The sequence below is a fragment of the Paenibacillus senegalimassiliensis genome (assembly GCF_001486585.1).
Lineage (GTDB): Bacteria > Bacillota > Bacilli > Paenibacillales > Paenibacillaceae > Fontibacillus > Fontibacillus senegalimassiliensis.
In genome coordinates this window covers 576,338-594,638 of sequence record NZ_LN909046.1, presented here as the reverse complement: position 1 = coordinate 594,638, position 18,301 = coordinate 576,338, and the positions used below count along the sequence as shown (strand labels likewise).

The 18,301-nt window shown below is 49.8% G+C and carries 17 protein-coding genes; 3 read left to right on the top strand and 14 right to left on the bottom strand.

All coding sequences use genetic code 11. The features are described 5' to 3' along the window. The first annotated feature begins 233 nt into the window (after positions 1–233). Positions 234–1,997 carry an Rqc2 family fibronectin-binding protein gene (locus tag BN3279_RS16735; protein WP_059052300.1) on the top strand — a complete coding sequence of 588 codons (1,764 nt, stop codon included), beginning with the start codon at positions 234–236 and terminating at the stop codon, positions 1,995–1,997. Between the two features lie 101 nt (positions 1,998–2,098). Here BN3279_RS16735 and BN3279_RS16730 read toward each other — a convergent pair whose 3' ends face one another. The 8 genes from BN3279_RS16730 to BN3279_RS16695 form a co-directional block, all read right to left on the bottom strand. After that, positions 2,099–2,974, bottom strand: a complete 876-nt coding sequence (locus BN3279_RS16730; RefSeq protein ID WP_059052299.1) for a PHP domain-containing protein — start codon at positions 2,972–2,974, stop codon at positions 2,099–2,101. Then, on the bottom strand, positions 2,971–3,885 hold the full coding sequence (locus BN3279_RS16725) for a selenium metabolism-associated LysR family transcriptional regulator (RefSeq protein WP_059052298.1): 915 nt from the start codon (positions 3,883–3,885) through the stop codon (positions 2,971–2,973). The genes BN3279_RS16730 and BN3279_RS16725 overlap by 4 nt, the downstream gene beginning before the upstream one ends. 134 nt (positions 3,886–4,019) lie before the next feature. After that, the gene (locus BN3279_RS16720) at positions 4,020–4,457 is read right to left on the bottom strand and encodes a hypothetical protein (RefSeq protein ID WP_059052297.1); all 438 of its coding nucleotides are present in this window, start codon (positions 4,455–4,457) and stop codon (positions 4,020–4,022) included. A 232-nt stretch (positions 4,458–4,689) separates the two neighbouring features. Further along, positions 4,690–4,953 carry a YlbG family protein gene (locus tag BN3279_RS16715; RefSeq protein ID WP_018751591.1) on the bottom strand — a complete coding sequence of 88 codons (264 nt, stop codon included), beginning with the start codon at positions 4,951–4,953 and terminating at the stop codon, positions 4,690–4,692. A 43-nt stretch (positions 4,954–4,996) separates the two neighbouring features. After that, positions 4,997–5,434 carry a YlbF/YmcA family competence regulator gene (locus BN3279_RS16710; RefSeq protein WP_059052296.1) on the bottom strand — a complete coding sequence of 146 codons (438 nt, stop codon included), beginning with the start codon at positions 5,432–5,434 and terminating at the stop codon, positions 4,997–4,999. A 93-nt stretch (positions 5,435–5,527) separates the two neighbouring features. Beyond that, positions 5,528–7,489: a helicase-associated domain-containing protein gene (locus BN3279_RS16705; RefSeq protein ID WP_059052295.1), complete on the bottom strand. Its 1,962-nt coding sequence runs from the start codon at positions 7,487–7,489 to the stop codon at positions 5,528–5,530. Continuing rightward, positions 7,486–9,180 carry a DNA repair helicase XPB gene (locus BN3279_RS16700; RefSeq protein ID WP_059052294.1) on the bottom strand — a complete coding sequence of 565 codons (1,695 nt, stop codon included), beginning with the start codon at positions 9,178–9,180 and terminating at the stop codon, positions 7,486–7,488. The genes BN3279_RS16705 and BN3279_RS16700 overlap by 4 nt, the downstream gene beginning before the upstream one ends. Positions 9,181–9,253: 73 nt before the next feature. Then, positions 9,254–10,420 (bottom strand): amidohydrolase, encoded by a 1,167-nt coding sequence (locus BN3279_RS16695; protein WP_059054494.1) that lies wholly within the window; start codon positions 10,418–10,420, stop codon positions 9,254–9,256. A 228-nt stretch (positions 10,421–10,648) separates the two neighbouring features. On the opposite strand from BN3279_RS16695, the gene BN3279_RS16690 reads away from it, so the two are divergent. Both BN3279_RS16690 and ftsW read left to right on the top strand, forming a co-directional pair. Continuing rightward, on the top strand, positions 10,649–10,990 hold the full coding sequence (locus BN3279_RS16690) for a YugN family protein (RefSeq protein WP_059052293.1): 342 nt from the start codon (positions 10,649–10,651) through the stop codon (positions 10,988–10,990). A 12-nt stretch (positions 10,991–11,002) separates the two neighbouring features. Beyond that, on the top strand, positions 11,003–12,256 hold the full coding sequence (gene ftsW / locus BN3279_RS16685) for a putative lipid II flippase FtsW (protein WP_059052292.1): 1,254 nt from the start codon (positions 11,003–11,005) through the stop codon (positions 12,254–12,256). Between the two features lie 127 nt (positions 12,257–12,383). Here ftsW and BN3279_RS16680 read toward each other — a convergent pair whose 3' ends face one another. The 6 genes from BN3279_RS16680 to BN3279_RS16655 all read right to left on the bottom strand — a co-directional run bounded on the left by BN3279_RS16680 (position 12,384) and on the right by BN3279_RS16655 (position 17,922). Then, positions 12,384–12,746: an Asp23/Gls24 family envelope stress response protein gene (locus BN3279_RS16680; protein WP_059052291.1), complete on the bottom strand. Its 363-nt coding sequence runs from the start codon at positions 12,744–12,746 to the stop codon at positions 12,384–12,386. A gap of 150 nt (positions 12,747–12,896) precedes the next feature. After that, the gene (locus tag BN3279_RS16675; RefSeq protein WP_059052290.1) at positions 12,897–13,184 is read right to left on the bottom strand and encodes an Fpa/YlaN family protein; all 288 of its coding nucleotides are present in this window, start codon (positions 13,182–13,184) and stop codon (positions 12,897–12,899) included. Positions 13,185–13,363: 179 nt separating this feature from the next. Beyond that, a complete protein-coding gene (locus tag BN3279_RS16670) occupies positions 13,364–13,609 on the bottom strand; it encodes an HPr family phosphocarrier protein (RefSeq protein WP_059052289.1) in 246 nt (81 codons plus the stop codon). 82 nt (positions 13,610–13,691) lie between these two features. Beyond that, entirely contained in the window at positions 13,692–14,807 is a 1,116-nt protein-coding gene (locus tag BN3279_RS16665) for an aminopeptidase (RefSeq protein ID WP_059052288.1), read from the bottom strand. Between the two features lie 146 nt (positions 14,808–14,953). After that, the gene (locus tag BN3279_RS16660; protein WP_059052287.1) at positions 14,954–15,811 is read right to left on the bottom strand and encodes a hypothetical protein; all 858 of its coding nucleotides are present in this window, start codon (positions 15,809–15,811) and stop codon (positions 14,954–14,956) included. 146 nt (positions 15,812–15,957) lie between these two features. Continuing rightward, positions 15,958–17,922, bottom strand: coding sequence for a sensor domain-containing diguanylate cyclase (locus BN3279_RS16655; protein ID WP_059052286.1), 1,965 nt, complete (start codon positions 17,920–17,922; stop codon positions 15,958–15,960). Positions 17,923–18,301 lie beyond the last annotated feature (379 nt).

Genomic DNA, 18,301 nt, shown 5'->3' with positions numbered 1-18,301 from the left:
CCCCTTCCGTTTTTGTAGATACGACAAGTAGGCTTATCCACGCGTCGCCATCGTGAAGGCTTTTCCACCTAGGGTAAATGTATTCTGGCCAGTCCCAAATTATCACAGCGCTCCTCTTAAGTTTTTACCGCAAGTATGGCATCATGGAAGGAGCGGATACTTTGACGCGAGCGGCTTCATTCGTTATGATTAGCCTCACATCCATATATTTAGAAGGAACAGGAGATTACACAATGGCACTTGACGGTATCGTAACAAGAGCGATCGTCCATGAACTGCAACTTTGCATTGGCGGCCGCATTCATAAAATACACCAGCCCGCAAGCAGCGATCTTATCTTCCATCTGCGTACCCAGGCTGGAACCAAGAAGCTGCTGCTATCGGCTAACCCGACTTATCCACGTATTCATCTGACTGAAGCTTCATTTCCGAACCCCATGGAAGCACCGATGTTCTGCATGCTTATGCGCAAGCATTGTGAAAATGGAACAATCGAGTCCATCACTCAAGTAGGCATGGAGCGGATTATTCATATCGACATTCGCACACGCGACGAGCTTGGGGATATGTCGACTCGAAGAATCATTGTGGAGCTGATGGGACGCCATAGCAACATTATCCTCGTCGACCCGGCAACCGGAACACAGCTTGACGGCATCCATCATGTAACCCCGGCCATATCTAGCTTCCGTGTCGTTATGCCTGGCTTTGCTTATAGCAAACCACCGGAGCAGCACAAGCTGGACCCTCTAACAGCAGACCTGGCCTCCTTTACATCGGCTTTGCGCAAAGCGGAGGAAGCAGACAAGGGGAGCGGCTGGCTAGTCGAAGCCTATGAAGGCCTGAGCCCGTTGATTGCGGGGGAGATCTATGCACGAGCCGAGCTAGGAAATAACGTCATACAACTTGGTCTGGGTGAGATTGAAGCGAAGCGGCTCTGGGAAGCCTTCTCTGGACTGATGGACAGTATTCGTCAGCATCAGTACCAGCCCATGAGTGGAGAGAATGCCAAGGGCAAGAGTATATTTTCTGCCATCGAGCTAACCTCAATTCATGGTGAAGTTCAAACCTATCCTTCCATTAGCACTTGCATGGAGGACTACTACGGGGATAAGGCGCTCCGAGATACGGTCAAACAGAAGACCGGCGACCTGCTACGTTTCTTGCAAAATGAAAAGAGCAAAAATATCAAGAAGCTAGCTAATCTGGAGCAAGACTTGAATGAGGCCGAGGATGCTGAACGCTATCGAATTTGGGGAGAATTGCTGTTGTCCTCTCTCCATACCATTCACAAAGGCGACGCTTCCGTGGAGCTGGTCAATTATTATGATGAAGAACAGCGCACAGAGACCATCCCGCTTGACCCGTTGCTAACCCCTTCGGAGAACGCCCAACGTTATTTCAAGAGATACAATAAATTCAAGAACAGTCTGGCTGTCATCGACGAGCAGAAAATACTGGCCCATGCCGAAGTCACCTATTTGGAAGGACTGTTACAGCAATTGCACGATGCCAGCTTAAGCGATATTGATGAAATTCGTGAGGAACTGACCCAACAAGGATATTTGCGGGATCGGGGCAAGAAAGGCAAGAAGAAGAAAAAAAGTGATAAGCCAACCCTGCATCTCTACACCTCCTCGGAGGGCATCGAGATCTACGTGGGCAAGAACAATCTGCAAAATGAGTATGTCACCAACCGGCTTGGCAAGCCAAATGATACCTGGCTGCATACCAAGGACATTCCCGGATCGCATGTAGTGATTCGCAGCGACTCCTTCGGTGACGCAACCTTGAACGAAGCCGCACAGCTAGCCGCCTACTTCAGCCAGGCCAAGCAATCCAGCAGCGTGCCTGTCGACTGCACCTTGATCCGGCATGTCCGCAAGCCGAGCGGAGCCAAGCCCGGCTTCGTCATCTACGATCATCAGCGCACCTTGTTCGTAACCCCGGATGAGCAGTTGATCAAGGGGCTGCCTAATACGGTCAAGAATGGTTGAATCCCCCTCGTTTATAGAACAACAAGAACCGGAGCATCCCCGACTGAGTTCAGGTCGCTGCTCCGGTTCTTTCTGTTGCCCGTGCTTGATTATTATCACTCTTATCCCTCTTGGCCCCGTACATTCGCGGCTGCTTGCCGAAGCTGCTCTACCGCTGCAGGCGGTGCAACATGGCTGCCCAAATCTCCATGGAACACAACTCCTTGGCGCACACCGTGGTAATCAGAGCCTCCTGTTGCGATCAACTCATATTGGGCTGCCAGTTCCAGATAACGCCGTTCTTCCTCCGGGCCATGATCGGAATGGTACACCTCAATGCCGGCAGGCCGTCCTTGCTCCAATATATCCTTCACTAATTCGTCATCACCATACAAGCCAGGATGAGCAATAACCGCTGCACCTCCGGCTTCACGAATCCAGTGAATAGCTTCCTCGGGAGAGATTAGCGGTAGGGAAGCATAACCGGATTTACCCTCGGCCAAATACTGATCAAAAGCATCACGCAGGTCGGTTGCGTGGCCTTTGCGAACCAGACAATCAGCAATATGCGGTCGACCCAGACTTTCATCCGGGCGTAACGTCCTGCCGAGCCCCTCCTTAACCTCCTGAAGCGTAATCGCTATCCCTAATTGCTGCAATTTCCCGATAATAAGCTCATTCCGTTCATCGCGCACCGATCGCAACCGCTGCAGCCTGTCCTCTAATTGCTTATTCTCTGTATCCATAAAATAACCCAGAATATGAATATCCTTGTCTTTGGCACGGGTGCTAATCTCGATGCCTGGAACGACGTCTATTCCCAGTTCCTTCCCGGCCAGTCTGGCTTCAGCTACCCCTGCCATCGTATCATGGTCTGTAATTGCCAGACCCGTTAGACCCATATTCTTAGCCAATTCCACGTTAGCCCTTGGACTGTTCATCCCGTCGGAGGCTTGTGTATGTGTATGCAGATCATACCGTTCTGCTTGATTAGTCATGATGGATTCCCTCGCTTGGAGTATTCCCGTAAAAAGGTCAGAAACGTGACCGCTGTTACGGGTAGTAGCGTCGACTTGAGATGAATGGAATAAAACATGCGTTTGAAAGATACATCTTGAATATTCAGTGTCTTGATCAAGCCCAGCGCCTCTTCATGCTTGACGGATGAGGGCGAAATAATGGTAATACCGATACCCGCCTCCACGGCAGACTTCACGGCGCCTGTGCTTCCAAGTTCCATCACCGTCTGAATCTGTTCCATGTGAAAGCCCTGCCGTCTTAATTCGTCTTCCATCACCTGACGGGTGCCCGATCCCTTCTCTCGCAGCACAAAAGGATAAGTGACGACCTCTTCCAGGGTAACGGAGGATTGATCAGCGAGTGGATGGCCCGAGGGAACGATAAGCTTTAGCTCATCCTCCATCACGGGTTCTGATACCATATCCGGATGTTGTACCGGGGCTTCAACCAGTCCAAAATTAAGCTGATGGTTAACGATCTCTTCAATAATTTGCGTCGTATTGGTTACTTTCATCATAATCGAAATATGTGGATATCGTTGACCAAATGGCGCAAGCAGACGAGGCAGCACATATTCACCAATCGTTAGGCTGGATCCGAGTTGCAACCGTCCCTGTAGCATGGAAGTATATCTGGACATCGCCTGCTCTGTCTCCCGGATAAGCTCTACGCTTTGTTCTGCAAACGGGAGCAAGGCTTGTCCCGCTTCGGTGAGATCAATCTTCTTGGTTGACCTCACCAGAAGCTTAACGCCGAAATAATCCTCTAATGACTGGATTTGCATCGTTACCGCAGGCTGGGTCATATGAAGTGCTTGAGCTGCCGCCGAGAAGCTCCCCCGCTGGGCCACGTTATAAAAAATATGAAGCTGATGGTAGTTTAGCGCCATCCCACGGCCCCCTCTCTTCTCTAACCATAGCACGCCCGCCGCAACAAAAAAAGCATGCCTTGTATGCATGCTTGAGTAAACCCTTCTAGCGGTCCGTTCTGCTAACCTATCATCTTAATGATCTTATCTACGTCTTATCTACGTTTACGACTGTTCTTCATCAGTGTCATACGGCGGGAATGCCGCAGCCAGGAATAGTAGGATTTCAGATCTCGCAGTTCTATAGTCTCGGACATCCTCCCGAGAAAGGTCACAATGATCATCCGGTGCAACGGGCGACCGGTAAGATCAAATTCACCAGGAATTTCCGCAAATTCCGCGACCATTACCAAATCATCATCAATCAGATAAACATCTTCCTCTTTGCGATAATACGGGGTCATCCGTCCTTGCTTCAAGCAATCCCAGGCCCAACTGGCAATTTGCTCAAAACCAATTTGTTCCCGGTCAATTCTGTCATGATATCTGAGCTTGGCATGGTTGGTCACTACGATGTCGGCAACTCTCTTGTCTCCCAGCACAATATGAAAAGCTTCGTAAGTCCCCCAACGTTCTGTCGCCCGATCTCTCATGCCACACCTCACATTAATAGGTCTTTTTAACTAAGCACTTTTACCTATTATATTACAACATTCTCCAACTATCTACAAGATAAGCGCTACCATTTTTCAACTCAAAGAGTCCATTGATCTATAAAAATCCATATTTGTATGTCCTTGGTCCTACCAAAATAAGACAAAAGAACGCCTCGGCAACTTATTATAGTTGCCGAGGCGTTCTTCCCTTGCCACTTCCGTTCCCTACTTATATACCATAGTATTGTGTCTTGTCGGGAACATTCTTGCTATACTCCGTCTTGATCTCCCCTCGATAAGAGCGCTCGATCTTGCGAACATAGGATAGCTTCCGAACATTACGCATGATATCCTCCGCCCGTTCGGCGTTTACATACATCACCACGTAATGCATGCGGCGGGATAAGTAATGCACGCTTCCGTATTTATCCAAATTTCTTGCCGCCTTCAAGTCACTTACCCATATAATAAAGCCTGTACGCTCCGGAAACATGAATTTCCCCCTTCCCTGTTACGCATCCTTCTGCGCCTTCATCTTAACCACAACTGCACTTGCCACCGCTCCCGCAACCACCTTGAGGATGGGGGTCATTGCTAGGTACCTTAATGGAATCAGAGACAGCAAAGGCAATCATTTCAGACATCTGATGCAGAATGTCGTCCAGTTCACTCTCAGCAGCTTTAAAATAGCGAACCGCCTCGATCTGCTCCAGTTCACGCTCCACTTCAGCAACCCGATCCTTCGCTTCATGGTAGTTCGGATGAAAATGGCCGAAACGCTCTGTCTCACGGAACAGTTCCTTCTGCGCCTCCAGCTTCTTGATTAAAACCTGGACATCCGCACTTTCATCCACGCGCTGCTTCCAATACAAGTATTCGGAAACGGCTGTAGATTGATTTATCATATCGCCTAATTCATAGGCGTATGTCAACACTTCGGCCATGTCGACCGTGTTCCTTGCAATTACGCTCATGAATTTCAACTCGATTCTATGCAGGTATTCTACCCAAAGTAGACGTCATTATCATAACACAATCCTTTAGCGAGCAGAAGAGTTTCATTCTTCCTAATGGAAGGCCTGCCCAATTCCTTCGGGTAACACAAGCTGAATTGCCAGCCATTCCCCGGGAACTAAGAGCCGCTCGGCCTCTCCGTTCCAGGCTGTCAGTGACGAGGATAAGCAGCGCACCTTAAGTTGCCACACTTCTTCACCCTCCACGGAGAGCGGCAGGCACAGGAGTTCTTCGTCGCCAACTTTCACCCTCAATTTGGTTTGCCATTCCAAGGCCAGTTCCACTAACTTTCGCGCCGTAGACAAGTGGTACGGTCTGCTCTCCTTCCACCAAATGGAGGGTAGAGAAGTCAAGCCTGGGAATAACTCTTCGGGTTCAGGTACCCCATGCTCCGATTCATAGAAGTGCAAGTCAGCGCCCTTGTAAATCCACCCCTGAGCCTCAAATGCTTCCGAGGGCTTACTGTTAGGATGGCCCTTATCCTCGCCTAATTCACCGTGAGTGCCTATCAGTCTTGGATAAACCATGCGATCGCTACTGCTGACCAGGCTCGAAGAGACAGGGGCCAGGCGTTCAGTCTCAAGCCGTTTGATGATCTCAGCGCTCTGCTCACCGACAACTATGAAGTGCTGTGGCCCAATTCGTTCGAGCTTTTCGCCAAGATCAGACATGGAAGCAATCCGCTCAGCCGCCTCCAGATCCGCGCAACGCAGCAATTGTGCCTCCATAAGCTCCGTACGCCCAATCTCCCTGCCCCACTGCTCAAGCGCAACACGGACAGAGTCGGGCACGGTGGCCGCATATCTGGAGAGAAGGTCCATAATATCTTGTACCGAGCGTCCCAGAGCAGCGGCTTGATCAACAGCACTACGACTAATTCGGTAGACACTCATAACATCGGTCGTCACATGCTCCGCACAGGCCTCCAGTTCAAAACGTGCCGCGAGCGAAAAGTCAGGGGGCACAAGAATTTCAAAATCCGGCTGCACAATGAGTCCCACTGGAAGGCGACTACTTATCTCCCCGTTTGGTTCGTCCGCGTGATCATCGATCTGAGCCATCTTGGACGAGATCACCCTTTCCCGGCCAAGCGACGCCAAGCCCTTCCTGTCTAGCAACCAGCGGAACGCCGTTCCCTCTGCTGCAATTACTCCCAGCTCCACAAATCCAAAGCCACACAGAGCCTCCAGCCAGGCTTCAATCCAGACCCGCTGCTCCGTCGTCAGCTCTTCCTCTAATAAAGCCCTTTCGTGAAGCGAATCAAGCAACTCCTCCAGAGAATACCACTGGCCGAATTGAAGATCATACGCGACTAACCTAAGTGCTATATGCTGGAGCCGCGCATCGGCAGGTACGTAACGTTGTAGCACCTCTAGCAATAATTGCTCATTCATTCCCTGGATATCTTGGGATAACCAGGAAGAGAGCCTAGCTGAGTGGAGGTTCCACTTGGGACGGTCCTTGACAATTAACCCCTTAGCCAGCATCATGTCCAGAACAACGGCAAGCGCAGGCGAGTAGACATCGGCATGGGGATAGCTAAGTCCCAGGCCCACTGCATCTTGATCAGATAAGCTGATTAACCCTTCCAATTTGCTCCGTTCCTTCTGGTGAATTGTTCCTTTGGCCGTAATGCGCAAACCATGCTTGGCAATCCAGGCCAGACTGTGGAACAAATCTAGCGCAAGGCCGGTTCCCGCCTCTCGGCGCAACGTAATTAACCCCGAGTCCTGTTCCCGGAGTGGAGGATACGCCTCTATGTATGGAACACCAAGCAGACTGGGAAGCGATAGATAATACAATTTCTCTCCCCAGGCTTTACGTACGGCTGACACTATACCGGAACTGAGCAGGGCAGGCAACGCTGCAAGAATATCTGCTCCGCTGATTTCTCCCTTTGCTGCCTGACGGGCCTGCTCTAATTTGAAGGGGTGTCCCGCAAACCGGGCAAATAAACAGCCTAACGCAGACCTCGTTATTGTATCCTCTATCTTCTTGCTCACTCCCGCATTCATGCGTTAAGTACCTCCCGCTCTTGCTGCACGGCATATTCGTAACCTTGCTCCAGCAAGAAAAGCTGCCGACGCTGGGCAAAATCCTGCTCCCTGGTATTCTCTGATACCAGCGTGTAGAAGAAAGCGCGACTCCCATCTGTCTTCGGTCGTAATATACGCCCCAGACGCTGGGCCTCCTCCTGACGTGAGCCAAAACTACCCGAAATTTGAATTGCCACGGAGGCATCGGGCAGATCCACCGCAAAGTTAGCAACCTTTGATACGACCAGGACAGGCAACTTACCTTCCCTGAAAGCCTGGTAGATGCGGCCCCTCTCACTTTGGGGCGTACTCCCCGTAATGAGGGGAACTCCCATCTCCTTGGCAACGCTCTGCAACTGATCCAGATATTGTCCGATGATCAGCACTTGGCGGTCCCGGTGACGATCCAGCAATTGCTCAATGACTGGCTGCTTGCCCGGATTTTCGGCTGCCACCCGAAATTTCTCACGGCCCTCGGCCTGCACATATCGCTTCTGTTGGTCTTCTGGCATTGACACCCGAATCTCTCGGCAATCGACCTCGGCAATATGCCCACTCTCTTCAAGTCTTCTCCATGGGGCTTCATACCGTTTCGGTCCAATCAATGTAAAGACATCTCGTTCACAGCCATCCTCACGGACCAGAGTGGCTGTCAGACCTAACCGCCTGGTCGCCTGGATATCCGCAGTAGCTCGAAAGATTGGCGCCGGGAGAAGATGAACCTCATCATATATAATTAATCCCCAGTCCCGTTCATTAAACAGGGACATATGACGGAATTCCTCATTCTTGCGCGAGCGATGGGTCAAGATTTGATAAGTCGAAACGGTAACCGGCTTCACCTGCTTCTTCTCCCCTGTATACTCCCCTATCTCTTGGGCTGGCAACGTCGTCTTGGAAGTCAACTCGGCTACCCACTGACGGACTGAAGTCACGTTAGAGGTTAGAATTAACGTTTCGCACTGAAGGCGTTCCATAGCCGCCAGACCAATCACGGTTTTCCCGGCTCCGCAAGGAAGAACGACCACTCCGCTCCCGCCTTCTCCCCGCTCGCCAGCAAACGCCGCTTCTGCCTCCATCTGATATGACCTTAATTGGAATGGGTGGCCAGAATCCGGCAACACAGAACGAAGCTTGAAGCTCAGAGGACGGCCCTGATGGTAACCGGCTTCATCTAATACGGGGTAACCAAGTTGGCCCAGTTCCCGCTTGAGCATTCCTCGAAGCGCTGCACTTAGACGGCAATGCCGCTCCCCTTGAAGAGTAATGCGCCCGTCAGCCCAGTTCAGTTGTGTCAGTAATTGCTCAAGGAGCGCCCCATCCGGTCCACAATTCTCCAATTCAAGCAGATCAGCTACACCTGGCACCGGGTACAGCTTCAGTTGACCATATCTTCCCATCCATTTGCGAATATCCTGGGCTACTCCGCCAGGCAGAGGATAACGGGCAAGTTCAGCCAAATCCTTAAGGATGGCTTCTGCATCAATGCCTCCAGCCGCCGCATTCCATAAGGTTAACGGCGTCATGCGGTAGGTGTGGTAAAAGGCCGGAGTTTTTACCAATTCAGCAAATGAGGATAAACGCTCCCGCGCCTCTTCAAAACCGGGATGATCCTTCTCCAGCAGCACCGACAAATCGCGCTGAACGATACAAGCTCCGGGTTTATTCATCGGCTTCACCTCACCCTGATATATTTAACCCTGAGTTATCCTTAAGTTCATAGTTTGCTATATATGGAAATATTTATGCATGCTCTGCAGAGTAGGACTCTGCCATGGCTATTAATAGTCCTGCTGCGTGCAGCATGGCCTGTTCATCAATGTCAAACTTCGGATGGTGGTGCGGATACACGGCATTTTGCCCGTTGCCTGCTCCAACAAGCATGAAGCAGCCTGGTACCTTCTGCACATAATAAGCGAAATCTTCAGCCGGCATAATTGGAGTCGACAATTCGGCATGTAATCCGAATACCTCCGGAGCCGCCTCCATAAAGCGTTCATATTCCCGTTCATGATTAATTAGACTTGGATAACCAGGCATATAATTAATGATCGCTTCAGCCCCATAGGCTTGAGCCGTCCCCTCAGTCAAGGCATGAATTCGCTGACGAATCAATGCACGCGTCCCTTCCTCGAAGCAGCGCACCGTCCCGGACAACTTACACCGGTCGGCAATAATATTTTGCGCTGTGCCTCCCTGAATTGCCCCAATCGTGACTACGGCAGGGTCCAGCGGGTCTACCGAGCGGCTGACCACGCTTTGCAATTGCAGAACCAGCGCAGAAGCGGCAACGACGCTATCTACAGTTTTGTGCGGCATGCCTCCATGGCCGCCTTGTCCCTGCATTTCAATGAAGAATTCATCGGTAGAAGCCATCAATGCTCCCGGCCTGCTAGCAACAGTCCCCACAGGCAAGGGGGTCCAAAGATGAACGCCGTAAATGACATCTACGCCATCCAGTGCACCCGCCGCAATCATTGAGGTTGCCCCCCCAGGGCAAACTTCTTCGGCTGGCTGGAAGAGCAAGCGAATCTCTCCGCGCAGTTGCTCCCTCGTCTTGGCAAAATATTCGCCAACCGCCAGCAGAGTTGCTGTATGGCCATCATGCCCGCAAGCATGCATGACCCCTGGTTGCTCTGAGGCATAATCGCAAGTTTTCTCGTCCTGAATGGGCAAAGCATCCATGTCCGCTCTGAGCGCCACAGTCTTCCCCGGGAGCCCCCCGTATATCTTGCCCACTACGCCATAGCCGCCAACGTTAACAGAAACCTCAATGCCCAATTCCTGTAACCTCTCAGCAATATGGGCCGATGTCTCCTCTTCCCTAAAGGAAAGCTCCGGATGGCGATGAAGGTGTCGCCGCAGCTCCACCATTGCCGGAAATAACTCATGTAACAAGCCCACTTCCATGGTCTCCCCCTCTTCCTTCTTCCCGGAACCCTTCTGTTGCTTCATATCCTTGCCGTCCGTCCGGTTACCTTATTTAGCTCTATTGTAGCAGAAAAAAGCCAGGCAAATCATCATGAACGGAAAGGGCAAGCGGGCCAGGCTTTCCCGGCTTGCACAAGCGCTGGAAACATAATATCATGGGGTAGAGAAGATTTGAGAAAAGTTCACAATTTAAGGGGGCAAATTACCATGATCGTGGAAAATACCGGCTTGGACGGTTTGCAAAGCGATTTGGCTTATTTGGATGAATCAGCGGAGAAGCTAGGTTTTGTACGCTGGCAATGGGAATATTACCGCGCTACATACGATTATAAAATTGAATACAACAATAGCGATTATTACTTGCGCATCAATACGCGAGCTTTGGAGGGCAAGTTGGAGCGCCCGGATACCGTGCTTGCCATCGAAGCGGTCTATATGGGGCGGGCCACTTTTCCACACGGGTTGGAGTACGAATCGGAGATTCCGCCGCTGGTGATGAAAACCGCCAATTACAAATTGACGGAATTGAAGGAACTTCTTGAGTCCTAAAGTGATGCAATCATGAGAGAAGAAGCCGAAAAGCCAAGACGCGGAGCCCCCGACTTTCAATTGCTCATCCTGACACTACTGCTGGTTGGTTTCGGAATCGTGATGGTGTTCAGCTCCAGTTCCAGTATCGCATTAGTTAGTAAGCTATTCGATAACGATCCCATGCACTTTACCAAACGTCAAATCATCTTCAGCCTGCTTGGTATTGTCGGCATGTTTATCACCATGAATATTCCTTATCCCAAATTCAAAAAGCTATTTATACCTATATTTATTCTTGCTATCGTTATGCTGCTGCTCGTCCCCTTCATTGGAGGACGCATTAACGGCGCCACCAGTTGGTTTGCCATCGGAACACTTGGCATTCAACCTACAGAGCTGGCGAAGATTACGACGATCTTGTATCTCTCGGCTCTAATCTCCAAGAAGGGAGAACGATTTCGGGATTTGCGGACCGGCTATATCCCTGTCATGGTTATTGTCGGGTTTATCGCCGGACTCATCATGCTTCAACCGGATTTGGGTTCCTGCCTTATTCTGGTGGCGACAGCCGGCTTGATTATCTTTGCCGGAGGGGCCAACCTCAAGCATATCGTTGGCTCCATTGCCCTATTAATATTTGGTGCAAGCATCGTCATCGGTATCGGCGCCTTGTGGGAGCAAGTTAATCCGCCAGACCCGACCACCGTCACGGGAGATAACTACAGACTTGGACGCATACAGGCGTTCCTGAACCCTTGGGAAGATACCCAGGGTACTGGATACAACCTGATTCAATCGTTGACTGCGATCGGTCATGGCGGCGTCACTGGCACCGGATTTGGACAAGGTATTCAGAAGCTTCATTACCTGCCCAATGCATATAATGACTTTATCTTCGCAGTTATTGGCGAGGAATTCGGACTTATTGGCACCTTGATTTTCCTCATGGTCTATATTTACTTTATTTGGCGAGGACTACTCGTTTCCCTTCGGTGCAAGAGTACCTTTGGTACCTTAACCGGTGTTGGCATTATGGGGTTAATAGCGATCCAGGCATTCGTCAATATCGGTGGTGTCACCAATACGATTCCAGTTACAGGAGTCACCTTACCGTTCATTAGCTACGGCGGATCTTCACTTCTGGTCATGATGATCGCAATGGGTATTGTACTCAGTATTTCGAGGGAATCATCACTACCGGTCAAGCAAGAACGCACCAAGTCCGTCGTCGTCCGTGAACCGACCCCGTTCGAAGTGCGTAGCCAGCAGCGTAGACATATGTAAATTGTGATGATAACCAAAAGACTACGGAGCACGCTCCGTAGTCTTTGTTTTGTTCATCGATTATTCAACTTAACTTATTTGAGGCCGAAAGCAAACCTTGTATCACAGCGCAGCCTTCAGGCTACTACTAGAGCTCATCGTCTTTAAACGCAACGCCCTCAACTTTAACGTTCACTTCTACGATTTTCAGTCCTGTCATGCTCTCGACCGCTTCACGTACATTTTGCTGGAGCATCCGGGAAACCTCATGGATCGGCGTTCCATACAACACGATGATGCGCAAATCAATCGCCGCCTCCAACTGACCGACTTCCACCGTAACGCCCTTTTGCACATTCTTACCGCTTAACCGTTTGGCCCAGCCCTCAGACAGTCCACCGGACATCGCAGCAATTCCCGGTGTCTCCAGCGCGGCCATCCCGGCAATCTTCGCCACGACATCGTCTGAAATGCGAATCATTCCACTATCTAATTGCAGTTGCTCGGTCATGGTTATTCCTCCTTCAACCTCATTAATTTCATTGTAAAGCGTAAGCCCATTTAAAGCAAATGACATGCCTCTGGCCTATGTATGATGAAACAAGCGTATTCCCCTTGTAACAACGGAGTATACGCTTGCACTATTTGAAGACAAACCGGTTCACTGTTTATTGTTCATGGCTTCATATAGTGAGGCCAGATTCCGTTCAAGTCTGCTAAGAATTTGTTTGCCTGCCAGTTCTTCAATAAGTCCAACGCGAGTCGCGTAATCCACTTGCCTGGAGAATCCATACATCTGGGTATCCAGCACTTCCTCATAGAGAGGACAGTAACGTGTAGCCAAGTTCTCCATCTGTACTTCAATCAGCTTCTCTATTTTATCTGCATCTTCTTTCAGAAGATTAAGTGCTTTCTGGTTCAGTTGCTCCTGCAACTCAGATGAAGTCATGCCTCTTCCCCCCCCTATGTCCAAAAATCGTCACACCTCTGTTCTATCCTAATATTAGACGAAATCGAGGGCCAATACAAGAACCTGTGCAAATTAACCTTGTACCCACTCGGCTGATCTGCAGTGTGAGAAGAGCATTAAAAAACACCCCCGCAATGCGGGAGTGTTTTCTTCATTTTCTATTCTGCAACAACTTTGACATCCAGCCCATGCTTGGCAAAGGCTTCGGTTACAGCTTTCTTAGCTTCGTCTGCATCCGGTCCATGGACGTGAAGCTCATAACTCTTGGTGTTCACAAGCGTAGTGAAGAGACCAAGAATACTCTTTACATCGATGTACTTATTGTCTGCCTGAAGCACAATGGAAGAAGTAAATTTACCCGCGATTTGGGCAATTTCTACTACTGCTTCATTATTCGTAGCCATATGGATCCCTCCGTGATCAACTTTGGAAATAACATACCTTCATCATACATTGAATCCGCTTTCCTAGCAAGGGTATTTCTCTTTATTTCAAGTTCTCAGGATTTAAAGCGGACAGTTCAGGTATTACAAAAATACCGTCCTTGCGGATTAAAACGTCGTCGAAATAAATTTCTCCACCGCCGTAATCCGAACGTTGAATTAGTACCAAATCCCAGTGGATTGAGGAACGGTTGCCATTATCGGCCTCTTCATAAGCTTGACCCGGTGTAAAATGCAGGCTACCCGCAATCTTCTCGTCGAACAAAATATCCTTCATCGGATGGAGAATGTACGGATTGAAGCCGATGGCAAATTCACCGACATATCTTGCCCCTTCATCAGAATCCAGAATATCATTCATTCGCTTCGTATCATTGCTGGTCGCCTCAACAATTTTACCATTCTCGAAGCGGAACTTGATGTTCTCGAACGTAATGCCGTTGTACAATGTGGCCGCATTGTAGCTGATTGTACCGTTTACGGAGTCACGAACGGGAGCGCTGTATACTTCTCCATCCGGGATATTCTTCTGACCGGAGCATTTGATTGCACCGATATCTTTGATCGAGAACGACAGGTCCGTACCTGGCGAAACAATACGTACTTTATCCGTTCTGCTCATCAGTTCAGCCAAGGCATCCTGTGCCCGGTCCATTTTGGCATAATCCAGGTTGCATACGTCAAAATAGAAATCCTCGAAGGCTTCCGTGCTCGTATTGGCCAATTGTGCCATGCTAGCATTAGGATAACGCAGCACCACCCATTTCGTCCGTTTCACCCGTTGTTCACTGTGCACGGGATGAGAATAAAGCGAGTTGTACAATTTCATTTTGTCTTCAGCTACGTCTGATAAATCATTGACATTGGCACCCGCACGAATACCAATATAGCAATCCATCATTTGCATCCGCTTCAGATCATATTCGGCCCATGCCTTGATCCCTTCGGCTGTTGCATATTTCAGTTGTGCGCGCTGCACCGTACGATCAGTAATTTCTACAAAGGCGTTTCCGCCCTTCTTCCCTATTTCTTCCACAACTGCTTTCAGCAAATCTCGTTCATCGCCAATCATTTCGACCAGCACGTTCTCGCCAGGCTGAACGCTTACGGAGTACCCTACGAGGTTTTCCGCCAGTTTTTGAATTCTTGGATCACGCATCTGACTCACTCTCCTCATTATGTAACGGGAACCTGTCAGGGAATAGCTCCTTGAAGACTTCCCGCTCGTTAACCATTGGTTAATTCTTCTTATATTGTAGCACGAAATGGAGCCTAGCGTCAGCCTACGCTTAACAGGCCACAGTTCTATTTATAGCTTTTGAATTGATTATCAATACGTAGCACTTCTTGTTGCTCCTTCCCCTCCGCAGAGAGGTAGGTGACCACAGTCTCCGAAGTCAACCTGGCTGGAAGTCCCGACCTACGATCGATGGTCAAGTGGTATACCGGCTCCGCCTTCATCTGCCCAAGCATGTGTTGCAATTGTTCATTTCCGGCTGTCCAGACAAGTAATAGCTCGTTTTGCAGCGCCTCCTGCTGGTCAGGAGGTACATCAATCAGTCGTTCCTTCCAGTCCTCGCCAAGCTGATGCATCTCAGACAACAAACGTTCCTTCAAGCGAAGGCTGGCTTCATCCGGATCAATCTCAATTCTTAGCACCATCGTTCCCCGCGCGGCGCCGCTTTCTGTAGTAATGTGCTTGTGAGAGGTTTGCCTGATCTCCTCAAGCTGATCCAAAGGATTCAATCTAGCGACACCTTGCCGGAGGGCATCCTCCTCCAGGGGTACGGCAGTCTGCCATATCCCGTCTGCCAAATAGAGCTTGGCGCTCCAGCCCGAGTCCCCGGTCAGCCCGGCCGCACGCAACGAGTTGCCAGGCAGCAAAGCAGCGTTAACAGCAGGCTGAGCGCTCATATGCAGCTCCCTGTGTGCACGCAGCTCTCCCGTATAGCGCAAACTCTCCCCTTGACCAGTTTGGTTCCCCCGATCTAAGACAGCCAAGCCGTTAAATGTAAGCTCATCGCAGCCTGCTAACCCCGACCAGGTAAAATCGAACCACTGCTCCGGCGTCTTTTCCAGAGGGCTGCAGGAGGACAGCAGAAGCAGAAGTAGCAGCCCGCAGGCAGCGGTTCGTCCAGCCTTACTTATCCGTAGCAGTTCCATCCTGCAAGCACTCCTTATCCGATTTATTTGCCAATTTAGCTGTATCCTCCCACCCCACTCTTAAATCTATGCGTAACTGGCACGCAAAAAAAGCATTCTGCGGTAGATTTGTTCCACACGCAGAATGCTTATCTTTAGGATCGTGACTATGAGTCCTGTTCTCCGGTAGCTGTATGCGTCTGATTGCGTCCGCTGTTCTTGGCACGATACAAGGCCATATCCGCTTGGTAGAACAAAGATTCCACCCCCGGCTTGTCTTTACCCCGTTGCCATTCCGCAATTCCGCAGGACACGGTTACCTTGGGCTCCGTTTCCATCGACACCCGCAGACGGACCGTCTCCGCGATTTGGTACGCGCTGCTGGCCGTGGCTCCCGGCAAGTATACCGCCAATTCCTCGCCCCCCCAACGAGCCGCAATATCCGTCTTGCGGATGGTTCCCTTCACGATATGACATACTTGCTTGAGTATCTTATCGCCCACCTGATGTCCGAAGGTATCGTTCACCTGCTTGAACTGATCAATATCCACAATAATCAGCGAACCGTTGCTGTCCTTCTTCTGGAACTCCTGAATAGCATCATCTACGTAATGGCGGGCATACAATCCGGTGAGCATATCCCGGTTAGCCATCCTCCGCACTTCTGCATGCAGCAAAGCATTAGCCACAGCCAAGCCAATATGAGAGGACAGAGCCTGCAGAAGCTTGTAATTATCGTATGAGAAGAAACGGGGTTGGCGATGGGCTAGCATAATTCCCCCGATTGCCTCACCACGAACGATAACCGGTGCTGTGATTAGTGAACGTGACTCCGTCTCCTCCATAAAGCGCGAGTTAATCTTGCTGCCATAAGCGCGATAGTCAGATAGAATAATAGGTTCATTCGTAGCATAAAGCTGACCGCTGAAGCCATAATCACTCGGGAATTGCTCGTTCGCTAGCCCCGGCACATTGCTGGACACGATTTCAAAAGTACCATGCTCCCGGTTCAACTGGGAGATACAACAATATTCCGCCTTAAAGATAGACAATAATTCTTCCATAGCAAACTGAAATACATCGTCTATTTGAAGACTTTGATTCAGCCGCTTGGTCAATTCGTTAATCAACCGCAGTTCATCGATGAGCAGATTGGATTGCTCGTACAACCTGGCATTCTCGAAGGCCGTACCCGCTGTGTCGGCCAACATGCCAATAAGCTGCAAATCAATTTCATCAATCAAATCCTGCTCGATCGATAGATGAAACACTCCGTAGCTGCCTTGCTTCCCACTTAGCGGAACGGCTATCTCCAAGCCCGCCTTCTCGCCCTCATGCTCGCCATGCAGTCGTCGAAGTTGCATGCTTCCTTCCATGAATGCCTGTACGCAAAGATCGTCGCCTTGCTCGTAGAGCAGTAAAGACTTAATTCTGGGATCACGGCTAAGATGATCCTGGGACATCAGTAATTCCAGCTTGGCCGCCGGATACATCCCGGACAACCGTTCAAACAATTCCGTCAGTACGGAATCCACGTCGATCTTGTCATGCAGCTTCTGTACAACGGAGGATAGCTTGGAACGACGCTGTTCCTCCCGCTTGGCCCTCTGCTGGGCCTGCAGCAGATCGGAGACCAGGAGCGCTTCAAAAGATTGATAGAAGCAAGTACGCAGGAGTTCCGCTGCCATCTTCATGAATAAATCGGCGCCTGCAGCATCATAACCTGTCAGACGGCAGCCGAATATGGCGAACATCTCGCCATGCAATCGCGTAAACAGCGGTACAGCAGCATAAACGCTTCCCGCTTCTTCCCTGGTAATGGATTTCTTCTCATCAATGGCAGCTATAATGATGTCGGCCATAGGGCCAGGCTCGTCAAGATTGCCAGCGGCAGTGAGCGGAATATCCGGATCAGCCACCAGCGCCGTTCCAAGGTAATCCGTAACCATAAAGCTCGCCTCGCCCAATCCGGGCAGATCAGGGACCAGCTTACGCCAATGACCATAAGCATCCATTAAAATAGAATCAATGTAAGGATAATCATAAGTAGTAATGTCTAGTTGCCGCAACCAGTCTGTGTAATTGGTACCTTCTTCAAGCTGCGGCAGAAAAGAAGCATGATTAGAATTCATCGTTGGTTGCCTCCTGATCGATTGGCCATAAAAAAAGAGCTCCTTTACAAAGCTTTATATTTTGCGCCATCAGCTTGTCCGTTTCTATCCCTTGTGATCCGTTCTTGATCAATACATTTATTTTACTATCTCCACAAAGGTTTTGCACTATATTTCCCACGTTTGGAACTATATTTTTAGGACAAAAGACCTATCGACAAAAAGTAGCAATTTCATACAAAAACACCTAGTTGACTTTCATTGATTAAATCGTATAATATATATTGTTGAAAAAGACTGGATAGAGTCTTTGCTTAGGGCGTAACGCATGCGAGCACCCTCTCGGTGTTTTGTTGCTGATAAGACAGCGGCTGAACTTTCTTATCAGAGAACGTATTCA

Bases quoted from the DNA above. Each gene is read 5' to 3' on its own strand.
- BN3279_RS16705 (WP_059052295.1), bottom strand. From the start codon at position 7,489: ATGAATGCGGGAGTGAGCAAGAAGATAGAGGATACAATAACGAGGTCT.
- BN3279_RS16710 (WP_059052296.1), bottom strand. From the start codon at position 5,434: ATGAGCGTAATTGCAAGGAACACGGTCGACATGGCCGAAGTGTTGACA.
- BN3279_RS16680 (WP_059052291.1), bottom strand. From the start codon at position 12,746: ATGACCGAGCAACTGCAATTAGATAGTGGAATGATTCGCATTTCAGAC.
- BN3279_RS16665 (WP_059052288.1), bottom strand. From the start codon at position 14,807: ATGCGTGATCCAAGAATTCAAAAACTGGCGGAAAACCTCGTAGGGTAC.
- BN3279_RS16720 (WP_059052297.1), bottom strand. From the start codon at position 4,457: ATGAGAGATCGGGCGACAGAACGTTGGGGGACTTACGAAGCTTTTCAT.
- BN3279_RS16730 (WP_059052299.1), bottom strand. From the start codon at position 2,974: ATGACTAATCAAGCAGAACGGTATGATCTGCATACACATACACAAGCC.
- BN3279_RS16675 (WP_059052290.1), bottom strand. From the start codon at position 13,184: ATGACTTCATCTGAGTTGCAGGAGCAACTGAACCAGAAAGCACTTAAT.
- BN3279_RS16670 (WP_059052289.1), bottom strand. From the start codon at position 13,609: ATGGCTACGAATAATGAAGCAGTAGTAGAAATTGCCCAAATCGCGGGT.
- ftsW (WP_059052292.1), top strand. From the start codon at position 11,003: ATGAGAGAAGAAGCCGAAAAGCCAAGACGCGGAGCCCCCGACTTTCAA.
- BN3279_RS16715 (WP_018751591.1), bottom strand. From the start codon at position 4,953: ATGTTTCCGGAGCGTACAGGCTTTATTATATGGGTAAGTGACTTGAAG.
- BN3279_RS16700 (WP_059052294.1), bottom strand. From the start codon at position 9,180: ATGAATAAACCCGGAGCTTGTATCGTTCAGCGCGATTTGTCGGTGCTG.
- BN3279_RS16660 (WP_059052287.1), bottom strand. From the start codon at position 15,811: ATGGAACTGCTACGGATAAGTAAGGCTGGACGAACCGCTGCCTGCGGG.
- BN3279_RS16690 (WP_059052293.1), top strand. From the start codon at position 10,649: ATGATCGTGGAAAATACCGGCTTGGACGGTTTGCAAAGCGATTTGGCT.
- BN3279_RS16655 (WP_059052286.1), bottom strand. From the start codon at position 17,922: ATGAATTCTAATCATGCTTCTTTTCTGCCGCAGCTTGAAGAAGGTACC.
- BN3279_RS16735 (WP_059052300.1), top strand. From the start codon at position 234: ATGGCACTTGACGGTATCGTAACAAGAGCGATCGTCCATGAACTGCAA.
- BN3279_RS16695 (WP_059054494.1), bottom strand. From the start codon at position 10,420: ATGGAAGTGGGCTTGTTACATGAGTTATTTCCGGCAATGGTGGAGCTG.
- BN3279_RS16725 (WP_059052298.1), bottom strand. From the start codon at position 3,885: ATGGCGCTAAACTACCATCAGCTTCATATTTTTTATAACGTGGCCCAG.